The sequence below is a fragment of the Ochrobactrum sp. A-1 genome (assembly GCF_022488005.1).
In the GTDB taxonomy this organism is placed as follows: Bacteria; Pseudomonadota; Alphaproteobacteria; order Rhizobiales; family Rhizobiaceae; genus Brucella.
Genome location: NZ_JAKVQC010000007.1, coordinates 1,026,190 through 1,046,246 on the forward strand (window position 1 = coordinate 1,026,190; position 20,057 = coordinate 1,046,246).

Below are 20,057 nucleotides of genomic sequence, written 5' to 3' on the forward strand. Positions count from 1 at the left end.
GTCGTCATTCGAACCCGGCAATGCCGAGTTCGCTTAGAACTTCGTCGCTATAATCAGGTGCTTTGTCTTCCGCGCCGTTCGCCTTGGCGAAGCCAGTTGCGCAGCAGTTAAATTCCCACAGCGTCATGTCATCGATCTGCCTGGGCGACAGGCCGAGAGCGGCCCCAGTCATGTAGAACTGGGACCATCTTGTTTTTCCGTTCGGGAGCGGCGCGCTGCTTTTTCCGTCCCCGCCTTTAACTCCCCCGGCTGGTCTGCCTCCTCATCCCACATAAGGAAGGAATGCAGGATGGTTGCAGCAGGAACTGCAAGGCTGTACGGGCTGGCTATCTCTAGCGCCCGGTCGATGGTTCGTTGCGCCTCGCGCTCATCCATACCGCCACCAATGAGGCCAAGCCGGATCGGTTGCAGTACATCGTCAATCTTCCACTGCGATGTCAGAAGGCGCGTGAGGATGACGAAGCATCCGGCATCCGAGCGCTGTTCAAGCGCCCGAAGCTCACCAATGCCGAGACAGAAATCATGCTCACCGGCTGGCCACACAAATGAACGGGCTGGTCGCATTATGGAGCAACCTTAGCGGTACGGGTCGGAACGCCGTCGAACTGGATTTCGATATCAGCGCTGACCTTCTGGCCTTTTTCGACGGCATTGTTGAGGTTGACCAGGTAGGCAGGCCCGGTTTCATATTCCGTATCACCGACAGCCGCCTTGACGTGCTGGATGCGGATATTCTTCACCTGTCCGTTGTACCACCAGTCCATCATCATTTCGTGGCTCTGGGCTGCCCAGATGCCATTTGCCGATATGGTCACTTCCGAGGACTGCACAGCGCGCTCGATAGCGGAAGGCAGGCTTTCGTCGTCGCAATCCTGCGGCACTTCCGTGGTTTGCATGTTGTGCTGACGGTTGATGCCGCGCTGAGTGAGGCCGCATACCTTCGTGAATGTACCGGCGGTTTCAGTCTCGACTTCGAGGATGAAATCAGGGAATGCGGCGGTGATCGGCTTGGTAGCCATGTGCTTTCTCCATGCGAAAACGGGCCAGCTATTCGCCAGCCTTAAAAGGGCTTGAGGCCCGGTTTCAGGTGAATGGGCTTACTTCGCCCGGTTACGGCTCTTCAGAGCGCGTTTTTCATCGCGTGATGGGCTTTGAACCTTGGTGGCCCAGCCCTTCGACACGCAATAATCGATGAAGTCCTGCGGACGTTCCTGCGGCTCTGGTGACGCCTTAGCGTTGAATGAGAACCGACTTTGTGGCCGAGACCAATTGCATTCGACCTTGAAGATTGCCCATGCCATCACGCGATCTCCACTTTTATCTCGACCGGCACAATACCGTGAGAGGTCAGCCCATCTGGGTCTGAAACAACCTGAGTGAATGGGACGATCATTTCCACAATTGCGTTTTCCGAAAGGACGGGAGCGTCTCTTTGAAGACCCTTTTTGATGCCATCAACCAGGTTCTTGCATTCTCCCTTGCCCACAGCCCGCGACCATACGTCCAACTGAATAGTGTGCGTCTCTGCTTCGATGCACTCAGCGCCATCATCAACGATATCGGATGGCCCAAAGCTGACATATGGGAATTGAACATTCTCCGGAACTCGGTCGTAAACACGACTGCCCGCCAGAGTTACAACCTCTGGGATGGTACGCAATTTTGCGTAGAGGTATCGCTGAAGCTCTTCGGAGATATTCACAGGCCGTTTTCCCTCTTGATCGCTTCTCGGATTGCTCGAGTTACTCGTGAGCGAACGCGCTTCTTGTTTGCGCGCCACGACCCGAAGAAGAATGGCTTAGGCCCCATTTTCAGCGTCCCGAACTCAAGCAACCGTGCAAGCTGAAACTGGTTACGACTACCGACCCGCGTTTTATCGCTGCCTGCATAGATAACGATACGCATGGTGTTATACTGACGGCCCCGAACCTCACCGATAATCATTGATCCTTTGGGCGCATCACCCCATGACCATCCGATGGTGCTGGCCAACTCTCCAGTGTCACGCGGAACCCGGCGCTTCATCATGTCAACGACTTCCTGAGCGCCCTTCTCCATCGCATCCGAAGCGGCTTTGCGAATAACTTCTGGTATCGTTTTGGTCAGGCGTTTCTCAAGGGCTTTGATGCCATCTACCATGACATCACCCCGTAGCTACGCCGCTTTCGCATGTTAGCGATATAAACTGGCGGTTAACTTCGTGCTCTATATCTCTGATATTGAACGATTTTCCGGTTCGAACGTCTTTCAGCATCCAGTCCGTGGATATAAGGCGTGTATTTGACGAGTTGCGGACCCGGATAACCTGGGTGTGCTTGCCCTGAAGACGGGCGGCCATAACAGCTTCGGACCCGCGAAGGTGAATGAACTCGGCGCGGGTCTGGAACTGCTCGACCCACTGGCCTACTTCATTGCCCATGCCATCCGAGACCATTTCGCGCTTATCCAGCGCGACCTTGTAATAAAGGCTTCCTGCGGATCGGTTGTCTGCGGCCATCAGAAAAGAACCCTTCGGTGAGGAGTGATCAGGGCATCGACCGCGTGAGGCATCTTGCGAATGTCGAGCGCGCTAGTCGCTTCCCGGTTTTCGTACCAGTGTGCAGCCAAGAGCAGGATCGCCACCTTGATCGACGGCGGAACCTTCGTGGCGTCGGCACCGTAACCAGTGGTGAACGTGATCTGGATTGCCTCTAGCGTATCGTTGGAGAGCGCCGGACGGTCAAACGTGTTCCGATATCGGATCATCGCGCCGGTAGCCGTCTCCACGATCTCATAATCAGTGTCCGGCAGCGTCTGTTCTACGCCGGAAACATCGAGATACTTGATCGTAGCCGCAGACACATCGCCAAACGGCAGCACAAAGCCGAAAGACGGCCACAGAGCGGCGGTAATCTTCCAGTCCTGATTGACTATCGCCCGACCAAGAATGCCGCTCCAGCCGTCCAAATGATCGATTGCAGCGTCCAGATAGACGCCGAGGATCGTATCATCATCGTTGAAATCGACCCGCGCAGCTTCCTTGAGTTCTTCCAAAGTGACAGGCTTGACCGCTGGAGCGGTTACACGGATCGGCTTCACGGCTTATTCCTTGTCCGATTTCTTTGCTTTCGGGCGTTCGACTTCGATAGCACCGGCCTCGGTCGCTGCCCGAATAAGGTTCTCTGGGCATTCGTCGCCAATATTGAAATCTGTCGGGTATGGGCTTCCACCCGTCGCGCCCTTGAATGGCTTGATGAATTTCATCGGTCTTGCTCCGGTTGAATTTGGTGATCGGGCGGCGTAAACCGCCCGACTGCAAAGCCAACCTTATGCAGCTACACGGTGGTAGCGGATGAACTCTGGGTTCCAGAGGCCACCGCCTACACGCTTGCGGGTGTAGAACAGCACGTAAGGCTTCTTGGTGTATGGATCGCGAAGAACCTGAACGCCAAGGCGATCAAAGATGCGATAACCCTGCGCCATATCACCGAAGATGACCGGGATCGCTGCGGCGGCAACATCCGGCATGCCCGACAGTTCATTGGCCGCATAACCCAAAATCTGGGCAGGCTGACCAGCCTGATAAGGCGGCTGCCAGAGGTAATTGCCCTGACCATCCTTCATCTTGCGCACGACGGAATGCGTCTTGCGGTTCAGATAGAAGGCCGAACTTGGCGTGATGCGTTCCGAAGGGATCGCATAGACCAGATCGATAAGGCCATCCGATGTCAGTTCGGCTGCATCGCCCGTGTTGACTTCCAGAACTGGGCCGAGCGGATGCTTTTCACCTGCCGGAAGAGCACCTTCTGCCGTGGCGTCGTACATGAGAACGCCCTTCGGCTTGTTCACGCCGTCGCCAGAGAGGAACGCAACACCTTCCTGCTGGGCGAACTGAAGATCGACCTCACCGGCCAGATAGGCGGCAATGTCGATTTCGCTGTCTTCCAGAAGGATTTGCGTCACGCCGGGGTTGGCGTAGATTTCACCGAACTTGAAGGAATACTCTGCAAACTGCGGGGTTGCAGTTTCAGGGCGGGCATCGGTTTCACCAACCCAGCCCGAACCGGCACCGTGCATGTTGTACAGGTGCTTGAAACCCTGACCGCGAACGTTCTGGATCGAAGCGAAGCGGCGCATCGGGGAAACGATCGCCAGTTTGTCAGTGATCTGGCGATCCCATTCCACAGGAGCGGTATAACCGCCGTCTGGGTTGGAACCAACCGACATCGAAGCCATCACGCCCGACTTGTTGGCAGAGCGGATTTTGCCCTCACCCTCGCCGGTACGGACCCACTCGTTAAAGTCGGCCTTGTATTCCTTCATTTCGGCGGTTTCGTTTTCGCCTTCCTTGCCGGGTACGTTGCCAAGCGCCATCTTGATGTTCAGATCGTCAATGGCGGCAGACATGACGCCAAGCTGCTCATTGATGCGGTCAACCTTTTCAGTCTGCACCACATCACCAAGACCGGCCTTGATGTCCTTAATTTCCTTGGTGTGTTCGGCCTTGAACTCTTCAAAGGCGCGGTTCACACCGTCGATTGCAGCCTTGATATCGCCAGTTTCAGCGCGCACGGCCACGATCCCGCGCACCTTGCGCGAGTTGAAATGCTTGGTCATGGGAAACCTCCTGTTATGACCTGAGTGTGGAGATAAGCCGCTCGATGTCGGCTTTCAGATCAGCAGCGTCGTGCTTGCTGTGAACGGCAGCGTCTGGCATGCCGTCTTTGACCCCTGACAGAAGCGCACGGCGTTCAGTCCTGGGAATACCTGTCTTCGCCAGCAGTGCATCAACACGGCGCACCGCGTTAACCGACTGATTGGCGTCTGCCTTGGTCTTGTCTTCCTTGACCTGATCGGCAGCTAGATAACTGTCTGCGAGACCGGCCTCTATGGCCTGTTCGCCGTTGAACCATGTCTCGGCGTCCATCCATTCGGCGGCCTTTGCCTTCTTGACGTTGGCCCGCTCCGAATAAAGCGTTGCCATCGCGTCATCGAATGGTTCCATCGTCTTCGCAGCTTCGGCCAGATCGTGGCGGTTGCCCATCGCGACCACCCAGGCGTTGTGCACCATGACGAAGCCTGCCTTGCCGATCATAACTTCGTCACCGGCCATTGCGATGACAGATGCGGCGGAAGCGGCCATACCGAGAATGCGCACTGTAACCTTTGCCGGGTGAGCGCGCAGGAGATTGTAAATAGCCACGCCCTCGAAGAAATCGCCGCCGGGAGAATTGATATCGACAAAGATTTCATTGTTGCCGATAGCCCGGAGTGCCGCTGCGACCCGTTTCGACGTGACGCCACCACCAGACCAATAGTCCTCACCGATCACGTCAAGTATGGTGATTGTGTTTTCGGCGGTCTGCGATGCCTGTACGCCAGCATTCCAGCGGTCGATAGCATCCGCATCCGGCTCGAAAGCGCAGATCGTCGGCAGGCGCTCGGCCTTAATCTCAGGCAGGGTTTTGAGGCTCATTGCCATTACCTTTCTGCGCTAGTGGGTTAGGCGCAATGTCTTTCTCTGGCAGGTCCATCGTTTCGCGGACCTCCTCGTAATCCATCCATGGCTGATGCCCGCCAGAACCGAGCGCCTTGGCGAAGAAATCAGCCTGGTCTTTCATGGAGCCGCGCAACAGAGCGCCAGCGTTGAATTTGACATCGTATTGTTCGCGCTCTTTGTCCGTCATACAGGAGCGCTTGACGGCCTGTTCCCACGCCGTAAACCAAGGATTGAGCGCGTACCGGACGAATATCTGCCCCAGCACATCAATGCCCGATCCCCAGCTCGTATCATCAACACCAAGGAAAGGTCGTGGTACTCCAAAGGCGCGGCCAATCTCCTCGATCTGCATGGATCGGCTTTCGATCTGCTGGCTGTCCTTGGCGCTGCCCGTGAACGGCTCAGGTTTCATACCTTCTTCGGCAATCATCCACTTTCCGGCGTTCTCCGAACCGCCATACTGCTCATTCATCGACGTTTTCAGGCGCTCATAAGCTTCAGGAGACAACTTATTGGGATGAAGCAGAGCACCGCCGAGATGCATATCGTTCTTGAATAGCCGACGCTGCGACGTTTCCAGTTCCCGCGCCAGATCAATCGCATTAGCCGCGATCTTGACCATCGACGTGCCGCAAATGCCGTCGTCGCTGTCCGCATACACATGCAGAACGTCTTTCGGCTTCAGAATGCGCAATTCGCCCTGTTTTGGCGTGTATTCGTACACAACCGACCAATCGCGGTTCTGTTTTACCCGGATCGTGGTGGGATCAAGCGGCACCAAGCGAATAACTCGGTCCATTGATCGGACAATTAGAGCATAGGCGTTGCCATGGACGAGCGCGTTCCGCTGCATATACTGCCGGAAATTGAAGGCCGTCTGCCAGTCATTCGGCATTGAGTGCAGCAATGAAAAAAGCCCGCTTTCGCGGGCCTTCTCTTTCGTCTCAGTATCAATGACATGCATCGGCAGCATGCCAATGGAGTATGAAATCAGGGAAACGCATCGGAACACCGCAGTATTCCGCATCGCCTCTTTGATCGACATTGGCGAAGCAACTCCATCGCCGCCGTTGCGCATCCACTCCTTAAAGCGCGGATCATCGAACCCGATAAACTGTCCGTCCGATTGGGCGTGAACCTGCGGCGCAGTCGCCTGCGTCTTACGGCGGAATATGTTCAAAATGTCCATCAAACCACCAATATTCCGCGAGTTTCGTAAATGGATGGGCCTTCATCAGCCTCTTGCTGGATGAACCAACCGAGGGACATAATGAGCGCTACCGCTCCGTCGATCTTGTTCTGGGGCATTTCCTTGCGCGGATAGACGTTCTCTTTCGCGTCGTAATGCCCGACCACGTTGCCGATCATCCAGTTCATCACTGCATTGCCGGTATGATGAATTCGCCCTTCGCGCATGAGTGCATCAAGCGTCTTTGTCGCCTCGCTCATGGTTGCCACTGTCTGCCGGTATTCCTCCGCGGGCATTCCGTCCCGCTTGAGGTTCTGGATCATTTGCTGGGCTTGCCAAGGATCGGTAGCAACCGCCTGCAAGTTCAAGCCGGGCGCTTCCGCCCGAATGTCATCCTCAATGATGCTGAAATCGATTGTCTCACCGGCAGTCGCGGTAATATCACCCTGCAACTCCCAGCCGCGATACATCGGATGACGATCTTCGTCAATTGCAACCCGTGGTAGGTAAAAACGCGGGAAAACATAGTAATGTGCCTTCCCATCTATCAACCTGCGGTATGTATTCACGCGGGCTGCAATATCGATCTTGCTGGCGAGATCGAGGCCGATGACGCATTCATCTTCGGTAAAATCTGCCTCATCCAGCGTCCGATCCTCGCATTTCCGCCACCATTCGGTGTCGAACAGCGCCGAATTGGCATCAACCCACACATTCAGGTGCTTGGTGAGGTAATTCGCCCTCGCCGTCGCGACCTGCCGGGCCTTTGCTGCCGTTTGCATGACAATCTTTGGATCAACCGAGACGCCCCAGTTCGGATTGGCCTTGCGCAAAGTCTCCTCTGAAAAGGGATCGTCGCCCTCATCAATGGTGTAGATGATCCCGAATACCGCTTCCGCAGCCTCACCGCTGACGTGACCGGCCAGAACATCAAGGACGAACTTGCGCACCTCGTAGCAGATACCGTGCTTGTTGCTGCCCGCCGTGGTGATCATCCAAAGCATCGACTGCGGACGTTTGCCGAGGCCGGTTTCCAGCACATCGTAAACATCGCGGTTCTTATGAGCGTGAAGCTCGTCCACTATTGCCAGATGGATATTCAGACCATCCAGCGTGTGGCCTTCTGCCGACAGCGCCTTGAAAGCACTGGAGGATTTCAACTGCACAATTGCTTGCGCCGTCACGTCCACACCGAAGCGATTGCGATATCCTGGCATCTTGCGAGCCATGGCTTGCGCATCGCGGAATACGATACGGGCCTGATCGCGGGTTGTGGCCGCCGAATATACTTCGGCACCTGCTTCGCCATCCAGCGCCAGCATGTAGAGACCCACCGGAGACGAGAAAGACGACTTGCCGTTACCTCTGGGAACCTCGACATACACCCGGCGAAACCGCCTGTTGCCCTCAGCGTCAACCCAGCCGAATGCCGTGCTCAGGACGAATACCTGCCACGGCTCAAGGATCATGAGATCGCCACGGGAAGCAGCAGGCCCTTTGATATGCGGACAAAGCTCGACAAACCGGCACACCCGATCCGCCCGAACAGCATCGAAATGATACCCGGCTGGCGGATTATCCAGATCATTCAACTGTCTTGCACACGCCTGATAGACATACTTGCAAGCCGGTATTGCGCCCGAAACCACGCCGCGAGCGTACTGATGCGCCTTCTGCGCATAGTTCAATGCGCCCTACCGTCAAATTCTGCGAATGGATCGTCTTCCTCGCCCTCGTGGGGCTGGTAAACCTTCGTTCTGTCCACTGGCGTTGCACCGAGCGACGAAAGCGCCATGCGGTAATTCCCGAAGAAGCTGGCAGGCAGTTCAGCGGTATTCCCGTCCATAATATGCGCTCTCATCAATGAGACGATTTCCACCGCACCCCGATCCTCGAAGGTCAGCCACGGCAATTCGTCTGCGAATGTGGCCCACGCCTTCTTGGCCGTCTTTGGCAGGTAATCCGGGGCTTTCCCCAGTCCTCGACCTGACGTTATTGGTTCACTGCGGGGCTTAAACCGGCCAGGGTTTACCTTGTCAGCGCCCGTCAGCGCCGCTTTCGCAGTCGGCGTTCGCGGTCGTGCCATTGCAGCCCTTTGCCTTTTTTTGAATTGCAGATGCGTGTAAATGCCTGGCACGCGGGTCTACAGCCGAGCAGGTCTCAGACTTTTCACCGCCCCCGCCCCATGCTGTTTGCCTCATATCTGGCCACAGAGAGAGATTAGCGACATTCGGCATGCAATACAGCCAAACACGCCAAATGCTTGTAAGCGGTCAAATATGAAGGTTTCTATCAACCCATCGATCTTTGGGCGCCGTTGGGTATCCATCCAGCCCGACGATGCGATGCTCTATCTTCTTGCGTCTGATCAGGTCAGGGCTTCGATAGTGAAGGCGCTCAATAGACTGGCATGCTCCATCGTGGCAGCTATCGCATACTGCCCATAGGTTACTGTCTGCGAAGAACAGGGCCTCATCGCCTTTGTGTGGTATCAGATGGTCGCATACTGCGGGTCTTAACCCGGTTGCGCCCTTCTCCGATCTACCTTCTCTCAGGATCACACCGCACATCTGGCAGGTGAACAGGTCACGGACGAGGATGGACCAACGTAGCTTCTGCCATCTCGCTGTCTTGTACCATTGCCTATAGGGCTGCGCTGTATCTCGGTCTGATCTGCGCGCTATTCGTCTATCCTTCATATCCCAGCCTTGGCTTCATCGTGGATACGAGAGGCTTGAGGGTGCGGAGCTTAGCCATTGCCGACCGAGATAACCAAGCATGGCGCAAGCTGCTTCATATGCGCGAACAGATGCACGTCTATACCAAGACGTTCCGCTGCGAAGGTTAGGTCTGCCACTCGTTTGATGGCTTCCTTACCATTAACTCCCACGTGCTCGTACGGCCTTGGTGCTCTTACGATTGCGCGCTCAGCGTTCCACATTCTCTACCCCTTCGCCTTAAGCTCTGCTGCTACTGATGCCTCGGTCTGGTGATCCAGGTAGGCGTCTAGCAGGTCGTGCATCTCTGCCCGTATCTGGTCGGCCTCATCCGTCTGCCCTCGCATGATCGCGGCTAGGTGATGGTGCCGCAGTCCTACGATGTCCTGCCATGTGGCTTGCATGAACTGGATGGGCTTGGGCATTACAGCCTACCTTGGTGCACTCTGGTTTCACGGGATATCGGTGGCAGCAGATATGCGCCAAGCGGCAGCATCTTCGACAGAAAGCAACGTACCGCTGTCTTCATATCCGATCCTCTGTTGGTAAGTTCCGGGCCTGCCCACTTCACACCGCTCTATGAGGGCCTTACCCCGGAGCGGTCGGTGCGTTCTCTTCAAACACGAGTGTAGCCATGGCCTTATCGCCCGGCGGGATGAGTGAAAGATTACCGCTCCCCATGATACGAAAAAGCCGCCACCTGAAGGCGACGGCTGATACTTGCCGGGTTCTACTGAGGGATTGCCGGTATCCCGGTGAAGCTTTCTTTTAAGACGTTATCACCCTGACCGCGTTTACCGCTCGTCTTCTCTTGCGATTGATCAGATCGCACCCGGATACCTCCGGCTGGGAGATAGTTCGGCTTGGCGCATGCCCCGCATTTAACCAGTCTGCCCTATGTCATTAGGTGACGATGTGACTGGCACCGAATTAGATCAGAACAGAAGTCACCATCCCGCTATCTAGCTGCCCCGAAGGGCTATAGCGTCATCGCAAAAGCGCTTCTGGATTTCAGCGCCGCCGTTCTGATTAGTTCCCGCACATAGCCGGGCCACTTGTCTGTGATCGGTTCAAACGGACCGCTGCTATCCCGGAACAGCGCCGATCACCATGTGCGGTATTCGTTGCCCTCATGTCTCGCGCTACCCGGATAAGTGGGGCGGTACTGCATGAGGGCGAATTCTGTGCGGCACTCTCTCCGCCTGTCACCGTTCGCGTTTGGTCGCCTGACGGCCCACAGCGGCTCGTTTACGGTTCTGACCGCTCCTGTGTGCGAGCCTATCCGTAGACAGGGCGGGAATGAGTGTCTCCCTCTCGCATTCTGTTGAGGCGCTGCCCCGAATTGGTGCCGACAGTAGGATTTGAACCCACAGCCTCCGGTTTACAAAACCATTGCTCTACCGTTGAGCTATGTCGGCGTGTCTGGCGCTGTGGGAGGATTTGCACCTCCCGGCAACCGGTTGGACATTCGGTCGCCTGCTACTTGCACCCGCTTATGCCGCCTTGCGCCTTTCAGCGTACTTCTGGCGGCGTCTTTCGTTTCGGGCTTCTGCCCAGTCAAACGCTCCATCATCCGGTACGATGAATGGTGCGAATGCATCATCTTGCATCAAATGCCGTCTGCCTTCTTCGCTAACCGCACCGGCTCCGACTGTATCTGAAATATGCTCGAAAATAGGGCCAACTGGCAACAGGGTAAAATCCCACATTTCGTCATTGAGCGCTTCGCCCCGCACAAGATGTTGATGGATTATCTCTATTGCCCGTGTTTTGCGCCTTCTGCCGGTTTCTTCGTGAATGCCTTCTAGGCGGCACCATTTGGCAAACGATACATTCTCTGGCCTGACCGTTCCATGCTTATTCTTTATCGGCACATAGAGACATCCGGCCTTTGCTCGCGACCACGCCCAGAGGCAGCGACGGTTCTCAGGAGACGCGGACAGGGTAATCAGGTTCATCGCCAGTTCCCAGTCAGACACGTCCTTACGGCTGATTTCGTCGCTCTCCCAGAAGCTCCAACGGAAATCATGGTGTGGCCCTGCGTCCTTCTTGTGAAGCTTTGAAGCCTTGCCAAGATTTACCTTCTTACCATGGCGTTTAAGCACTATGTCCTTCTGTGGCGGATGAGACCATCCAGTCTGATCATTCTCGGTCTGTGGCGACATACCTGGCAGCCGTTGCCCTCTCAGCTTCTTCGGCTTGGCGTCATTCGGCAACTTCTGATCGATTGCAGCGGCGCGAATGAACAGATCGATGATTTCAAGCTCGGTCATGCTGCCATCCTTCTGTCATCGAATAGATCACCTTGGGCTGCGTTTGGCCCAAACCTTCTCACTACACGCTCATAGAGCATCCCGACTAAGGCAAATCGCTGATGGGGAAGGTGTTTCGCAATATACTGTAATTCTGCTACCGGTGCAGCATCGAAGCACTCCAGCCATTCTATCGGGCGGTTCTCTACGAGAGAATTGCACACTGTAATCAGATCACTGACTGCCAAGAGCAAATGTTTATCAATGTTCCCCTGATTATTCTCGGTCTCTGCAACGGTAGAGAGGACCATCCGAAAATGATCCTCCCCTTTTGCCTGTATGATCCGGCTCATCGTGACTACGGCCCTCGTTTCCCGAATGCCAGGATATGAGCGACCGTCAACGATGGTTATGCCATACTCTGCACACAGATCAGGAATGCGAGGGTCAACTGTCATCGATCAAGCCTCGCTTTCTTCCTCATGGTTTCAACCAGCCGGTTCGAATACCAAGCCGCCTTTTCCAAGTCCTCGGTTGGTTTGCCCTTGTGTCGCTCGCGCCAGATGTATTTCAGAGCGTTACCCTTGCAGAACCCGCGAAACTCGTCTGTCGTCAGGGCTGCTTCTATAGCGTCGATGCATTCAAGCCCTGTTTCTGACGCTGTGTAGTGCTTAGGGCGGTTCACGTTGTCGCTCATGCCGCCCTCCTCATTTCAAATGGGCATTTTGACTTGATAGATAGTTTGGTGACGCCTCCCAGAACTTGTGACCATTCCATGTTTTGTCCGCAGGGGTTCGTGGCGCTAAGACTTTATCCATTCGCAACCCTGCTTGGCGTCTAATCCTGATTGTCTTGATGGTGATGCCATACATTTTTGCCCATTCCTTTATAGGTCGCGTCACACCGTTATATGTGAGATGGCATCTTTCCCTGTTCTGACTTTGCACATCTGGTGTTGTCCATCGACAATTACTGGGATCATATCCAAGGGTATTATCGATGCGGTCAATCGAGTGCCTAGGTGTAGGCCTAGGATCCATGTCCTCATAAAAAGCCAAGAACGAACTCCGCCACCGGTCACAGACCAAAATGCCTTTGCCTCCATACCTACAAAAGACTGGGGAATTGGGATTGCCGCATCTGTTTTTCATTGCGCACCAAATCCGATACTCCGGGCTGTGCCGCATACCGTGCTGCTCTCTCATTGACATCTCCATTCAAATAGTTTGCTTCGAATACGGCTCTTGCAAATCCACTCGGGGTTGCTGATCGAATGTCGCTACGGTCAGTTGACGGCGGTGTTTTCCAGCAATCCTGTCGGTGGGGTTCCTGAGCTGGACGTTTTTCTGGCATCACAAAGCCATTTCCTGTCCATAGGCAGGTTTTCTTTGAAGAATTCTCCATCTCGGGATCATCCGCATAGCCAGCGTATTCCCACGGATGGAAATAGAAGTCGGGCTTGCCTATGTGCGGAATGCTGGACAGGACGCCGACCGGGTTTTCGCAGAAGTATGGAGCGCCTGACCATGCCGCCACCTGACGGCCAGCTTCGAACATCTCGATAGCATCCCGAAGCATTATCCCGCCCTTCTTGACGAAATCACGTGCACCGGCTCCGCTGACATCGGTACATGGCGACATAGAAGCGACAAACACGATATCCAGGCCAGACGGTGGACGCCACGAACGGGCATCGCCCCAGACGAAATTGATGTTCCCGACCTTCTTATCACGGCGGATCGAATGCGCGATATCCACACACCAGCATTCAATCCCGGCTTCTGCCCATGGCTGCGCAGTACGTCCGCTCTTTTCGTAGAGGAATATTGCTGCAAGCTTTCTCATGCTGCCGCCCTTTTCCGCTCAACCTGGATAACCTTCCCATTCTTCCGTATTGGCTGGAGCGACGGGAATAGCTTCTCTGCCTCTATGCGGGCCGCTGACGCTGTTTCACCGCATCGCAGGTATTCGGTGTTCATGTAGGCCAGAAGGTCTTGCAGCGCCCTTTCTGTGGCTTCCAGCTTGGATCGGTACACAATGGGCTTGTCACCCTCTCCCATTACGGGTTTCGGTCTGCCGTCGCTGGCGAAGCGGAGCATTGCCCACCAGCCGCCCGGAACTTCACGCGTATAGGCTGCGAACTCGTTCATGCCGCCCTCTTGGTACGGTTATGGCGAGATCGCTCACGTGACTGATAAAGACGCTGACATACTTGCGCTTCTGTCAGGCCGATGATCTGGGCTATATCGCAAGTGTCGTGTCCTTGCTGGAATAACTCGACAACAACAGACTGGATAACAACGCCCTCTCTGCCGCTAAGAATTGCATCAACTCGCGCCGTACCCATCTGCATCAGCCTTGCGATACGGTGCCGTCCCATGCCCTGCTTTCTCATTCTGAGAATTTCAAGGAAGTCATCGTCGGTGAGAATTCGCTTCTTGCGGATCGGTTCGCGCTCGATACCGTGCTTTCTTAAAGCCGCGTGAATGGTCGTATGATCGCGTTTGAACGCACGTCCGAGAGATGGCAAAGATTGCCTCTTAGCCAGCGCCGCGATGCACATGGCTCTATGTCGTGCATCTCGGATTGGATAACTGCGCCCATGTCCGAGTACATCGTTCGGTGTGATGTCTGTCCCGTGGCACACGGCCTTGATGATTTCTTTCACCGGTATGTTGTGCGTCCGTATCTCGGCACTTACCGTCCCGGTTTCTTCAAACTGGCGAACGGCTTCCATTGCAAGCAGTTCCACGGCGGTTAGTTCTCGTTCTGGCTGTGTCTCGATCTGGACTGGCTTATTCGCTTCCTCAATTGCCTTCTGCTCTGCCGCCTTCTTGGCGATGTAAGCGCGGGCTGCGCGTTCGGTTCTGGATGAATAGGCTGCGAAACCCATCAACGTACCCTCCCTACCTGCTTGAACGGCCCTGTTTTCGCGTTCGTTATTCTGTCGAGATTGAATTCGTTGCCGTTGGTTTCTGACGCGGCCTGAAGGCGTGAAAGCGCCGCCTCATAGGCGTTTTCTTCCTCGGTCTGCATCTTCATCGCAGCTCTGGCCGTCTGCCACTTCTCGTTGGCTCTCTGGCGCTGATCCGGCGTCATGCCGCGCCGCTTGCGATCTTTGGCTTGATCTTCGAGGATGCGGCGTTCTTTCTGGTCGCGGGCGCGAGCTTCCTTGAGCGGGCGCATCACTTCATCGATCTGAATGCGAAGCTCTGGAGGTGACGGCATCCATCCGTGACCAAGCGCACCGGCCATTATGTTTTTGACCGCGGTATTAAGCCCGTGCTTTGTGACGCCATCCAATGCCATTTGATAAGCCATCTTCTCAGCCTCCGGGTTAGCGAGAGCGCGCGTAGGCAAGACGGACAGGCCCGCCATTGCTGCGGCTTTGTCCTTCGCAGTCGCCAAGGTCCAGTAATGATCCGTTGTCGCTACCTGGTTCATGGAGAGGTCCGTTCTGCTTGTTGAACTCGTCAATCCACATCTGTTGACGCGGGTTTGCTGGGCGGCTGTGCTGTATCGCCTTCATTGCCGGTTCATCGGTCCAGCATTGGCCGTTAAGCCATGTCGCCGGGTGCTTGGTAAATTCCGGGTTCTCGCCGCTTCTGGCTGCTGCGTAACGGCGAACGCCGACAACGATTGTCTCCAAGTCGGCAGTCTTCCGGGCTGATCGGTATGCCTTGAGCGCCTGCCCCTTGCCGACGCGGCGCGGATAGATCGGCCAGAAGTGTTGTTCGAACTCGGTTTCGATCTCATCCTGCACCGGCTTGGCTTTGCGCCTCGGTGCCACTTCGCTTTCGATTGCTTCGGCTGCGATAAGCGCCTGCTCGATTGTAAGGCCATCGGAAAGCATCCGACGAATTGCTGCTATAACGCTCATGCTGCCCTCCTCTCTGCCACCTTATCTGCAAAGATGGTCAGCACTGTTGTGTTGATGTTGGTGCCGCTTTCACGGAAAGAGCCGACCGGCAGGTCATCCCAATGACCGTCAAGCAATCCGTGGTCATAACGGGCAGTTATCGGGAGAATGGCTGTCAGTGTACCGCCCGGCTTGAGAAAGCGCAGTGCATGGTTGACGTGCTTTGCGTAATGCGTCCCGTAGAATGGCGGGTTCATTATCACTCGATCAAATTCAGGCTTTGGCACTGTTTCAAGGAAGTTCATCCGCATGACGCTGTGGCCCTTGGCCTGACACATCGAGACGCGCACTGGATCAATCTCGCAGCCAACAACATCAGCACCGGCAGAGCGCAATGCATCCATGAAACGACCACACCCACATGAAGGCTCAAGAACACGCTGGCCTTTCAGCCCGTAGATGGACCCTACAACGCGATCAACAACCGCTTGCGGGGTTGGGTAGTATTGAAGGTCTTTCGCTACTGCTGTGCTTTCCTTGCGCTGCTCTGGCTTGTCTTCGCTCACGTCCGGCAGAACATCGCCGTAATATTCGGACAAAGCCATATTGATATCGCGAAGCGCCTGCTCATCAAAGATCACATGAGCATTGCCGTTCATGAACTTGCGAACGCTTACGCCACGGCCTTCTAATTCTGCGACACCCGTAAAGTGACCGTTTGCATAGCTGTGGTAACTGTCGACTGGCTCCATATCTTTTTGCTCAATCAACGGCTTACCCTGATAAGCAGCGAGAGCATTCAGAAGGTTGATGAGACGATCCCGTCCATACGAGCCATATCCGCCAACATTGGACAGGATAACGCGTTTAGGCAAACCCTTAACGCCGATCTTTACCTTGTCGTGGCTCTTGTATGCTTGATCGAGTTCGCAGAAGACCTCAGCCAAACCGCGCAGAATATTGCCACGAGGGTCCAGCAAGTAATCGCCAAAGGTGGCGCGAAGGTTGTCTAGCGTGAACTCTGGCGGCGAAGCCATGCTTTGCTCAAACCGACGCTTGTCGTTTGCCGACGCCAGATAAGAAATCTGCAACTTGTCATAAACAAAGAACCAAGCTGACTTGAGGAGATTGCGCTCCATCGCGCTGTCGTGAATGCGACCTGTGTCAAGGTTCTCTCGACCGTAGGTGCCTGCAATCGAGCAAGCCATCTTCAAGGCATTGCCAGCCTTGTTAAAGGCTTCCAGAGCTTCCGGAATTGCGGCTTTCTTGTACTCATATTCCGCAACAACATCAGAGAGACGTCGTCCTAGTGAAATCTCATTCATGCTGCCGCCCTCGTCTGAATGTCCCAGTCCAAGAGAACCGTCTGAACATCGCCTATCGATCTGACGATGGCGTAAGGCACTGCGTTCTCGGCGCACCAGTCTTGCCAGTCGCGTTGTGCTGGCGATGGCGATCCCTTCCCCGCTTTGACTTCGAGAAAGGCCATGACGCCGCCCTGACGTACCAGAACGATGTCGGCAACTCCTGCCTTCACACCGAGGGCCTTAAGCATTGCGCCTGTCTTGGCGTCTCTGCGCCCGCCGTTGGCAGGGTGAAACGCTCGCACTGTCTTCGGAAGCACACGGTCCAGATACGCCATAATGGCTTTGTGGGCCTGTAATTCTGGCTGATTTCGTTTCATCTCAATACCTCGCCACGACGCACGAGACTGGTCCGAAAATGAGTGCCATAGCGATCAGAAACCACCCTGCATTTATCAGGATGCTGGCTACACGGTCGTTCATGCGAACCTCCGGGCCGGGGCCTCTTGCTGTTGCTTCTGGTAAAGCGCGCTGCGCTGAAAAATTGGATCACCCATCAGGATGCCTGTCTTGGTGCGGTCATCGAACCGTGGGCGCTCGGCCATTCTTGCCTCGGCTTCTGCTTTGCGCTTCAGCGCAGCATCGCTTGGCTGGCAAACTTCACCAACCGGCATAGAGGCTCGTTTTTCTTTTCGCCTCTGTATGCCTCTTGCCAAACTGGCCGCGTAACTTTCTGGGTTTCCAATCCGGTAGACCACGTTGACGCTGATACCGAGTTCCGTGGCTATGCTCCTCTTGGAAAATCCAGCAGCAAGCCGCTGTTTAATCTTGGCTGCCAGTGCTTCCTCACTCGGTTTCATGGTCTTTCCTCCGGCTTACAAACTGAAGGTGTTCAGGGATGATCTTCTCTGACCACAACACGTACTTTTTGGACTTACGCCGCCAGCGATCCGCTAGCCGTCGCCTGATCCAGAAGGGCAAGCGCAGCATCCAGCTGGGCAAGTCTTTCACTGACCTCTTCTCGCTCACGTCGAGCCTCCATAATTTTCAGTTGCCTAAGGGCGTTCATTTCCTCCCCGTCGATACGACGAGCAGCACCTTCCCAAATCGAGCGCGCCCGACGCGGGGTAAAATCCTTGATAAGCAGTGGCTTGAGTGCACGATAAGCTTGATAGATCGACGCCTTAACGCTGCCGGTCCGGCGCGTAGGGAACGCATCTCGCATCATTCGTTGAGCTTCTACTGTGTCACACTGCAACATGTTCTTGTCCTTGAATGACAACACCTTGTTCGTCCTTCCAGCTATGTGTTGATCCATAGCCGGGCGACGAAACGTGCCGGTGTTTAAAAGGGACGGTTAGAGATGAAGATGAAGCGGATTGCCCGGAAAGCCTGGAAGACTGACACTGGCATTCAGCTCGTCTTGTGGACTTGGCCTGAAAACTCACCACGAAAGCCGAAGGGGAACAGCTTGGCGGCGTACAACCCTTTCGATCCTTTCCGGTGATGTTCATAGGTCTAGTCCTTTGTGAAATGGGTTGCCCGGAGACCCGTCAGGGAGATCAAATCTCCGGGCTTATTACCTACCGAGTAACAGGCGGGGGCGAGGTGTCCCCGGCAGGCAATGGGTTAGATGGTTGGGTGCAGATCGGTATCTGCGCGGCGATGGGATGACTTTCGGCCCATCGCGGCATCAAGGCAGCGACCGAATGACCAGTCAGGATGAACAGACCAGAACTTGTCTGCTGTTTTCAGGGCCTGCTTCCATTCACGAACGGCTCTCTGATCGTCACGGATTTGCTGTTCTCTAATCTCAATCGCTTGAACAAATTCAGCGCGAGACAATGCGCGAGTGGGGAGAAGCGTGATGCCATCAACGTCGAGAGATACGACCGCTGGAAGACTGAAAACCATTTCCGTTTGTGAAGCGGCATGTTTCTTCGTCATCAGTTTTACTGACCGACACTTCGACTTGATACGTCCGCAAAGTCCTTCGATACCGGCAAGATACTGGCCGTCGATATCGATATCGTCCCAATGTTCGACAGCAGCTTGGCGTTGGTTTGTAACCTCGCCAGCAAGGATGCCGTCGAATATCTCATTAACAACGTCACTCAGCCGCTTCTTGCTCATGAGCAATGCTCTCCTGTTCCCAGATTTCAGCGAATGTGATCAACCATTCGGCAGACTTGCGGATCGAAGCAGGGTTGACCGCGTATCGAATGGCCTGCGGTATTCTGCGCGCCGCCTCACTTGGCGTCGGAAGCCCGTCTGTGCGTTCAATGATTTCATCGATGATTGCCGAGATGGCGCGATCTTCTTGGGTTCCGAATATCTCGGACGCCCGCTGCTTTTCCTCATCAGTCAATGGCTCTGGCGCGGGCATGGCCTTGACTTCCTTCAACTGCTTTTCAGCCTGTCGAAGTTCGGAAACCGCCTTTTTCAGATTGTCCTCAGCGACGATCTTTTTCTGGATTTCCTTGTCTTGCTTGGCGATCAGAGCAGCACCGGAAACGGAAACCTCTCCCGCGTCCATCTTATCGACCAATTCAGGGACGCCAGTTTCAACAACGGATTTGGCTTGGCGGTATGTTTCCGGGTTCCCAAATCCTGCCTTCTCAGCAGCGATCTGGCGGGTTTCTTTACCTTGAGCTTCCGCAATATTTTGCGGACCCTCTTTCGTATACTGGTTGACGCCCCGCCTATCGCCAAGCGCTTCTTCGACCGCCCGCGCAATCGCCACTCGTTCGCTCGGCGTGAAATCCTTACGGAGCTCGTTTTCGTCGTGCTCTCCTTCAACGATGGAGGTCACATCGACAATACGTGCCTCGATCTCAGTCCATCCGAGAATATCGCGACATGCGGTCAGTCGGCGCTCGCCAAATACCAGTACATTTTCAGATGTGACGCCGATTGGCTGGAGAAGTCCCTGTGCACCAATGCTTCTGGCGAGAGCCGAAAGATCGCCAAGATCGTTTCGGTGACGATCTCCTATCTTGATGTCCGAGATGTTCACGCTGCATCCTCCGCTGGCTTTTCAGCAAGAAGCCGCTCAAGCAGCTTGGCTACCGTCTGGCTCATATGTCCGCCCCGCTCCATCCGCGAGACGGTTGCTTGGTCAACGCCTAGTTCTTCAGCGAGCCGCTCTTGGCTCCACTTGCGGGCGGTTCGTAGGTCGGAAATGGTCTTGCTCGTAATCATGCATAATCTATGCGCTGCGCATAGATGAATGTCAATGCCCCCTGCATAGAAAATTA

28 protein-coding genes and 1 tRNA gene are annotated in these 20,057 nt (G+C 55.0%); 1 reads left to right on the forward strand and 28 read right to left on the reverse strand.

From position 1 onward, the window contains the following. Positions 1-4 precede the first annotated feature (4 nt). The 24 genes from MKS82_RS22870 to MKS82_RS22985 all read right to left on the reverse strand — a co-directional run bounded on the left by MKS82_RS22870 (position 5) and on the right by MKS82_RS22985 (position 17,180). Positions 5-172 carry a hypothetical protein gene (locus MKS82_RS22870; protein ID WP_167874485.1) on the reverse strand — a complete coding sequence of 56 codons (168 nt, stop codon included), beginning with the start codon at positions 170-172 and terminating at the stop codon, positions 5-7. After that, entirely contained in the window at positions 169-564 is a 396-nt protein-coding gene (locus MKS82_RS22875) for a gene transfer agent family protein (protein WP_011982440.1), read from the reverse strand. Before MKS82_RS22875 ends, MKS82_RS22870 begins: the two co-directional genes overlap by 4 nt. Then, positions 564-1,019: a phage tail protein gene (locus tag MKS82_RS22880; RefSeq protein WP_011982439.1), complete on the reverse strand. Its 456-nt coding sequence runs from the start codon at positions 1,017-1,019 to the stop codon at positions 564-566. The genes MKS82_RS22875 and MKS82_RS22880 overlap by 1 nt, the downstream gene beginning before the upstream one ends. Positions 1,020-1,097: 78 nt before the next feature. After that, positions 1,098-1,301, reverse strand: coding sequence for a hypothetical protein (locus MKS82_RS22885; protein ID WP_113368259.1), 204 nt, complete (start codon positions 1,299-1,301; stop codon positions 1,098-1,100). Further along, positions 1,301-1,702, reverse strand: a complete 402-nt coding sequence (locus tag MKS82_RS22890) for a DUF3168 domain-containing protein (protein ID WP_240579317.1) — start codon at positions 1,700-1,702, stop codon at positions 1,301-1,303. Before MKS82_RS22890 ends, MKS82_RS22885 begins: the two co-directional genes overlap by 1 nt. Further along, positions 1,699-2,139 (reverse strand): HK97-gp10 family putative phage morphogenesis protein, encoded by a 441-nt coding sequence (locus tag MKS82_RS22895; RefSeq protein WP_240579318.1) that lies wholly within the window; start codon positions 2,137-2,139, stop codon positions 1,699-1,701. The genes MKS82_RS22890 and MKS82_RS22895 overlap by 4 nt, the downstream gene beginning before the upstream one ends. Positions 2,140-2,143: 4 nt before the next feature. Next, complete coding sequence (locus MKS82_RS22900) at positions 2,144-2,497, reverse strand: phage head closure protein (RefSeq protein ID WP_240579319.1); 354 nt, start codon at positions 2,495-2,497, stop codon at positions 2,144-2,146. Then, positions 2,497-3,078 (reverse strand): head-tail connector protein, encoded by a 582-nt coding sequence (locus MKS82_RS22905; RefSeq protein WP_240579320.1) that lies wholly within the window; start codon positions 3,076-3,078, stop codon positions 2,497-2,499. Before MKS82_RS22905 ends, MKS82_RS22900 begins: the two co-directional genes overlap by 1 nt. 3 nt (positions 3,079-3,081) lie before the next feature. After that, on the reverse strand, positions 3,082-3,243 hold the full coding sequence (locus MKS82_RS22910; protein WP_176588419.1) for a hypothetical protein: 162 nt from the start codon (positions 3,241-3,243) through the stop codon (positions 3,082-3,084). Positions 3,244-3,306: 63 nt separating this feature from the next. Next, positions 3,307-4,596 carry a phage major capsid protein gene (locus MKS82_RS22915; protein WP_240579321.1) on the reverse strand — a complete coding sequence of 430 codons (1,290 nt, stop codon included), beginning with the start codon at positions 4,594-4,596 and terminating at the stop codon, positions 3,307-3,309. Between the two features lie 13 nt (positions 4,597-4,609). Continuing rightward, positions 4,610-5,455, reverse strand: coding sequence for a head maturation protease, ClpP-related (locus tag MKS82_RS22920; protein WP_240579322.1), 846 nt, complete (start codon positions 5,453-5,455; stop codon positions 4,610-4,612). Next, positions 5,433-6,668 (reverse strand): phage portal protein, encoded by a 1,236-nt coding sequence (locus tag MKS82_RS22925; protein ID WP_240579323.1) that lies wholly within the window; start codon positions 6,666-6,668, stop codon positions 5,433-5,435. Before MKS82_RS22925 ends, MKS82_RS22920 begins: the two co-directional genes overlap by 23 nt. Further along, positions 6,668-8,356: a terminase TerL endonuclease subunit gene (locus tag MKS82_RS22930; RefSeq protein WP_240579324.1), complete on the reverse strand. Its 1,689-nt coding sequence runs from the start codon at positions 8,354-8,356 to the stop codon at positions 6,668-6,670. The genes MKS82_RS22925 and MKS82_RS22930 overlap by 1 nt, the downstream gene beginning before the upstream one ends. Next, a complete protein-coding gene (locus MKS82_RS22935) occupies positions 8,353-8,754 on the reverse strand; it encodes a hypothetical protein (RefSeq protein ID WP_036586388.1) in 402 nt (133 codons plus the stop codon). Before MKS82_RS22935 ends, MKS82_RS22930 begins: the two co-directional genes overlap by 4 nt. A gap of 1,974 nt (positions 8,755-10,728) precedes the next feature. Further along, positions 10,729-10,803, reverse strand: a tRNA-Thr gene (locus MKS82_RS22940). 75 nt (positions 10,804-10,878) lie between these two features. Continuing rightward, positions 10,879-11,658, reverse strand: a complete 780-nt coding sequence (locus MKS82_RS22945) for a hypothetical protein (RefSeq protein WP_240579325.1) — start codon at positions 11,656-11,658, stop codon at positions 10,879-10,881. A gap of 433 nt (positions 11,659-12,091) precedes the next feature. Then, positions 12,092-12,334, reverse strand: a complete 243-nt coding sequence (locus MKS82_RS22950; protein ID WP_240579326.1) for a DUF3310 domain-containing protein — start codon at positions 12,332-12,334, stop codon at positions 12,092-12,094. 410 nt (positions 12,335-12,744) lie between these two features. After that, positions 12,745-13,482: a hypothetical protein gene (locus MKS82_RS22955; RefSeq protein ID WP_240579327.1), complete on the reverse strand. Its 738-nt coding sequence runs from the start codon at positions 13,480-13,482 to the stop codon at positions 12,745-12,747. After that, positions 13,479-13,787: a hypothetical protein gene (locus MKS82_RS22960; protein ID WP_240579328.1), complete on the reverse strand. Its 309-nt coding sequence runs from the start codon at positions 13,785-13,787 to the stop codon at positions 13,479-13,481. Before MKS82_RS22960 ends, MKS82_RS22955 begins: the two co-directional genes overlap by 4 nt. Then, positions 13,784-14,530 carry a helix-turn-helix domain-containing protein gene (locus MKS82_RS22965; protein WP_240579329.1) on the reverse strand — a complete coding sequence of 249 codons (747 nt, stop codon included), beginning with the start codon at positions 14,528-14,530 and terminating at the stop codon, positions 13,784-13,786. Before MKS82_RS22965 ends, MKS82_RS22960 begins: the two co-directional genes overlap by 4 nt. Beyond that, the gene (locus MKS82_RS22970) at positions 14,530-14,958 is read right to left on the reverse strand and encodes a hypothetical protein (protein ID WP_240579330.1); all 429 of its coding nucleotides are present in this window, start codon (positions 14,956-14,958) and stop codon (positions 14,530-14,532) included. The genes MKS82_RS22965 and MKS82_RS22970 overlap by 1 nt, the downstream gene beginning before the upstream one ends. 16 nt (positions 14,959-14,974) lie before the next feature. After that, positions 14,975-15,517, reverse strand: a complete 543-nt coding sequence (locus tag MKS82_RS22975; protein WP_240579331.1) for a hypothetical protein — start codon at positions 15,515-15,517, stop codon at positions 14,975-14,977. Then, complete coding sequence (locus MKS82_RS22980; RefSeq protein ID WP_240579332.1) at positions 15,514-16,821, reverse strand: DUF4942 domain-containing protein; 1,308 nt, start codon at positions 16,819-16,821, stop codon at positions 15,514-15,516. The genes MKS82_RS22975 and MKS82_RS22980 overlap by 4 nt, the downstream gene beginning before the upstream one ends. After that, complete coding sequence (locus MKS82_RS22985; protein WP_240579333.1) at positions 16,818-17,180, reverse strand: VRR-NUC domain-containing protein; 363 nt, start codon at positions 17,178-17,180, stop codon at positions 16,818-16,820. The genes MKS82_RS22980 and MKS82_RS22985 overlap by 4 nt, the downstream gene beginning before the upstream one ends. A 126-nt stretch (positions 17,181-17,306) precedes the next feature. On the opposite strand from MKS82_RS22985, the gene MKS82_RS22990 reads away from it, so the two are divergent. After that, on the forward strand, positions 17,307-17,702 hold the full coding sequence (locus MKS82_RS22990; protein ID WP_240579334.1) for a hypothetical protein: 396 nt from the start codon (positions 17,307-17,309) through the stop codon (positions 17,700-17,702). Positions 17,703-17,734: 32 nt separating this feature from the next. Here the strand turns inward: MKS82_RS22990 and MKS82_RS22995 are convergent, their stop codons facing one another. The 4 genes from MKS82_RS22995 to MKS82_RS23010 form a co-directional block, all read right to left on the reverse strand. Beyond that, positions 17,735-18,085, reverse strand: a complete 351-nt coding sequence (locus MKS82_RS22995; protein ID WP_240579335.1) for a hypothetical protein — start codon at positions 18,083-18,085, stop codon at positions 17,735-17,737. Between the two features lie 344 nt (positions 18,086-18,429). Then, positions 18,430-18,933, reverse strand: a complete 504-nt coding sequence (locus MKS82_RS23000) for a hypothetical protein (protein WP_151664781.1) — start codon at positions 18,931-18,933, stop codon at positions 18,430-18,432. Further along, positions 18,911-19,816, reverse strand: a complete 906-nt coding sequence (locus MKS82_RS23005; protein WP_240579336.1) for a ParB/RepB/Spo0J family partition protein — start codon at positions 19,814-19,816, stop codon at positions 18,911-18,913. The genes MKS82_RS23000 and MKS82_RS23005 overlap by 23 nt, the downstream gene beginning before the upstream one ends. Then, positions 19,813-20,001 carry a helix-turn-helix domain-containing protein gene (locus MKS82_RS23010; RefSeq protein ID WP_043062347.1) on the reverse strand — a complete coding sequence of 63 codons (189 nt, stop codon included), beginning with the start codon at positions 19,999-20,001 and terminating at the stop codon, positions 19,813-19,815. The genes MKS82_RS23005 and MKS82_RS23010 overlap by 4 nt, the downstream gene beginning before the upstream one ends. Between the last annotated feature and the right edge of the window lie 56 nt (positions 20,002-20,057).

Excerpts from the sequence above, each read along its gene's own strand:
- MKS82_RS22870 (WP_167874485.1), bottom strand. The coding sequence starts at position 172 with ATGACTGGGGCCGCTCTCGGCCTGTCGCCCAGGCAGATCGATGACATG.
- MKS82_RS22875 (WP_011982440.1), bottom strand. The coding sequence starts at position 564 with ATGCGACCAGCCCGTTCATTTGTGTGGCCAGCCGGTGAGCATGATTTC.
- MKS82_RS22880 (WP_011982439.1), bottom strand. The coding sequence starts at position 1,019 with ATGGCTACCAAGCCGATCACCGCCGCATTCCCTGATTTCATCCTCGAA.
- MKS82_RS22885 (WP_113368259.1), bottom strand. The coding sequence starts at position 1,301 with ATGGCATGGGCAATCTTCAAGGTCGAATGCAATTGGTCTCGGCCACAA.
- MKS82_RS22895 (WP_240579318.1), bottom strand. The coding sequence starts at position 2,139 with ATGGTAGATGGCATCAAAGCCCTTGAGAAACGCCTGACCAAAACGATA.
- MKS82_RS22900 (WP_240579319.1), bottom strand. The coding sequence starts at position 2,497 with ATGGCCGCAGACAACCGATCCGCAGGAAGCCTTTATTACAAGGTCGCG.
- MKS82_RS22910 (WP_176588419.1), bottom strand. The coding sequence starts at position 3,243 with ATGAAATTCATCAAGCCATTCAAGGGCGCGACGGGTGGAAGCCCATAC.
- MKS82_RS22915 (WP_240579321.1), bottom strand. The coding sequence starts at position 4,596 with ATGACCAAGCATTTCAACTCGCGCAAGGTGCGCGGGATCGTGGCCGTG.
- MKS82_RS22920 (WP_240579322.1), bottom strand. The coding sequence starts at position 5,455 with ATGAGCCTCAAAACCCTGCCTGAGATTAAGGCCGAGCGCCTGCCGACG.
- MKS82_RS22925 (WP_240579323.1), bottom strand. The coding sequence starts at position 6,668 with ATGGACATTTTGAACATATTCCGCCGTAAGACGCAGGCGACTGCGCCG.
- MKS82_RS22935 (WP_036586388.1), bottom strand. The coding sequence starts at position 8,754 with ATGGCACGACCGCGAACGCCGACTGCGAAAGCGGCGCTGACGGGCGCT.
- MKS82_RS22945 (WP_240579325.1), bottom strand. The coding sequence starts at position 11,658 with ATGACCGAGCTTGAAATCATCGATCTGTTCATTCGCGCCGCTGCAATC.
- MKS82_RS22950 (WP_240579326.1), bottom strand. The coding sequence starts at position 12,334 with ATGAGCGACAACGTGAACCGCCCTAAGCACTACACAGCGTCAGAAACA.
- MKS82_RS22955 (WP_240579327.1), bottom strand. The coding sequence starts at position 13,482 with ATGAGAAAGCTTGCAGCAATATTCCTCTACGAAAAGAGCGGACGTACT.
- MKS82_RS22960 (WP_240579328.1), bottom strand. The coding sequence starts at position 13,787 with ATGAACGAGTTCGCAGCCTATACGCGTGAAGTTCCGGGCGGCTGGTGG.
- MKS82_RS22965 (WP_240579329.1), bottom strand. The coding sequence starts at position 14,530 with ATGGGTTTCGCAGCCTATTCATCCAGAACCGAACGCGCAGCCCGCGCT.
- MKS82_RS22970 (WP_240579330.1), bottom strand. The coding sequence starts at position 14,958 with ATGGCTTATCAAATGGCATTGGATGGCGTCACAAAGCACGGGCTTAAT.
- MKS82_RS22975 (WP_240579331.1), bottom strand. The coding sequence starts at position 15,517 with ATGAGCGTTATAGCAGCAATTCGTCGGATGCTTTCCGATGGCCTTACA.
- MKS82_RS22980 (WP_240579332.1), bottom strand. The coding sequence starts at position 16,821 with ATGAATGAGATTTCACTAGGACGACGTCTCTCTGATGTTGTTGCGGAA.
- MKS82_RS22985 (WP_240579333.1), bottom strand. The coding sequence starts at position 17,180 with ATGAAACGAAATCAGCCAGAATTACAGGCCCACAAAGCCATTATGGCG.
- MKS82_RS23000 (WP_151664781.1), bottom strand. The coding sequence starts at position 18,933 with ATGAGCAAGAAGCGGCTGAGTGACGTTGTTAATGAGATATTCGACGGC.
- MKS82_RS23010 (WP_043062347.1), bottom strand. The coding sequence starts at position 20,001 with ATGATTACGAGCAAGACCATTTCCGACCTACGAACCGCCCGCAAGTGG.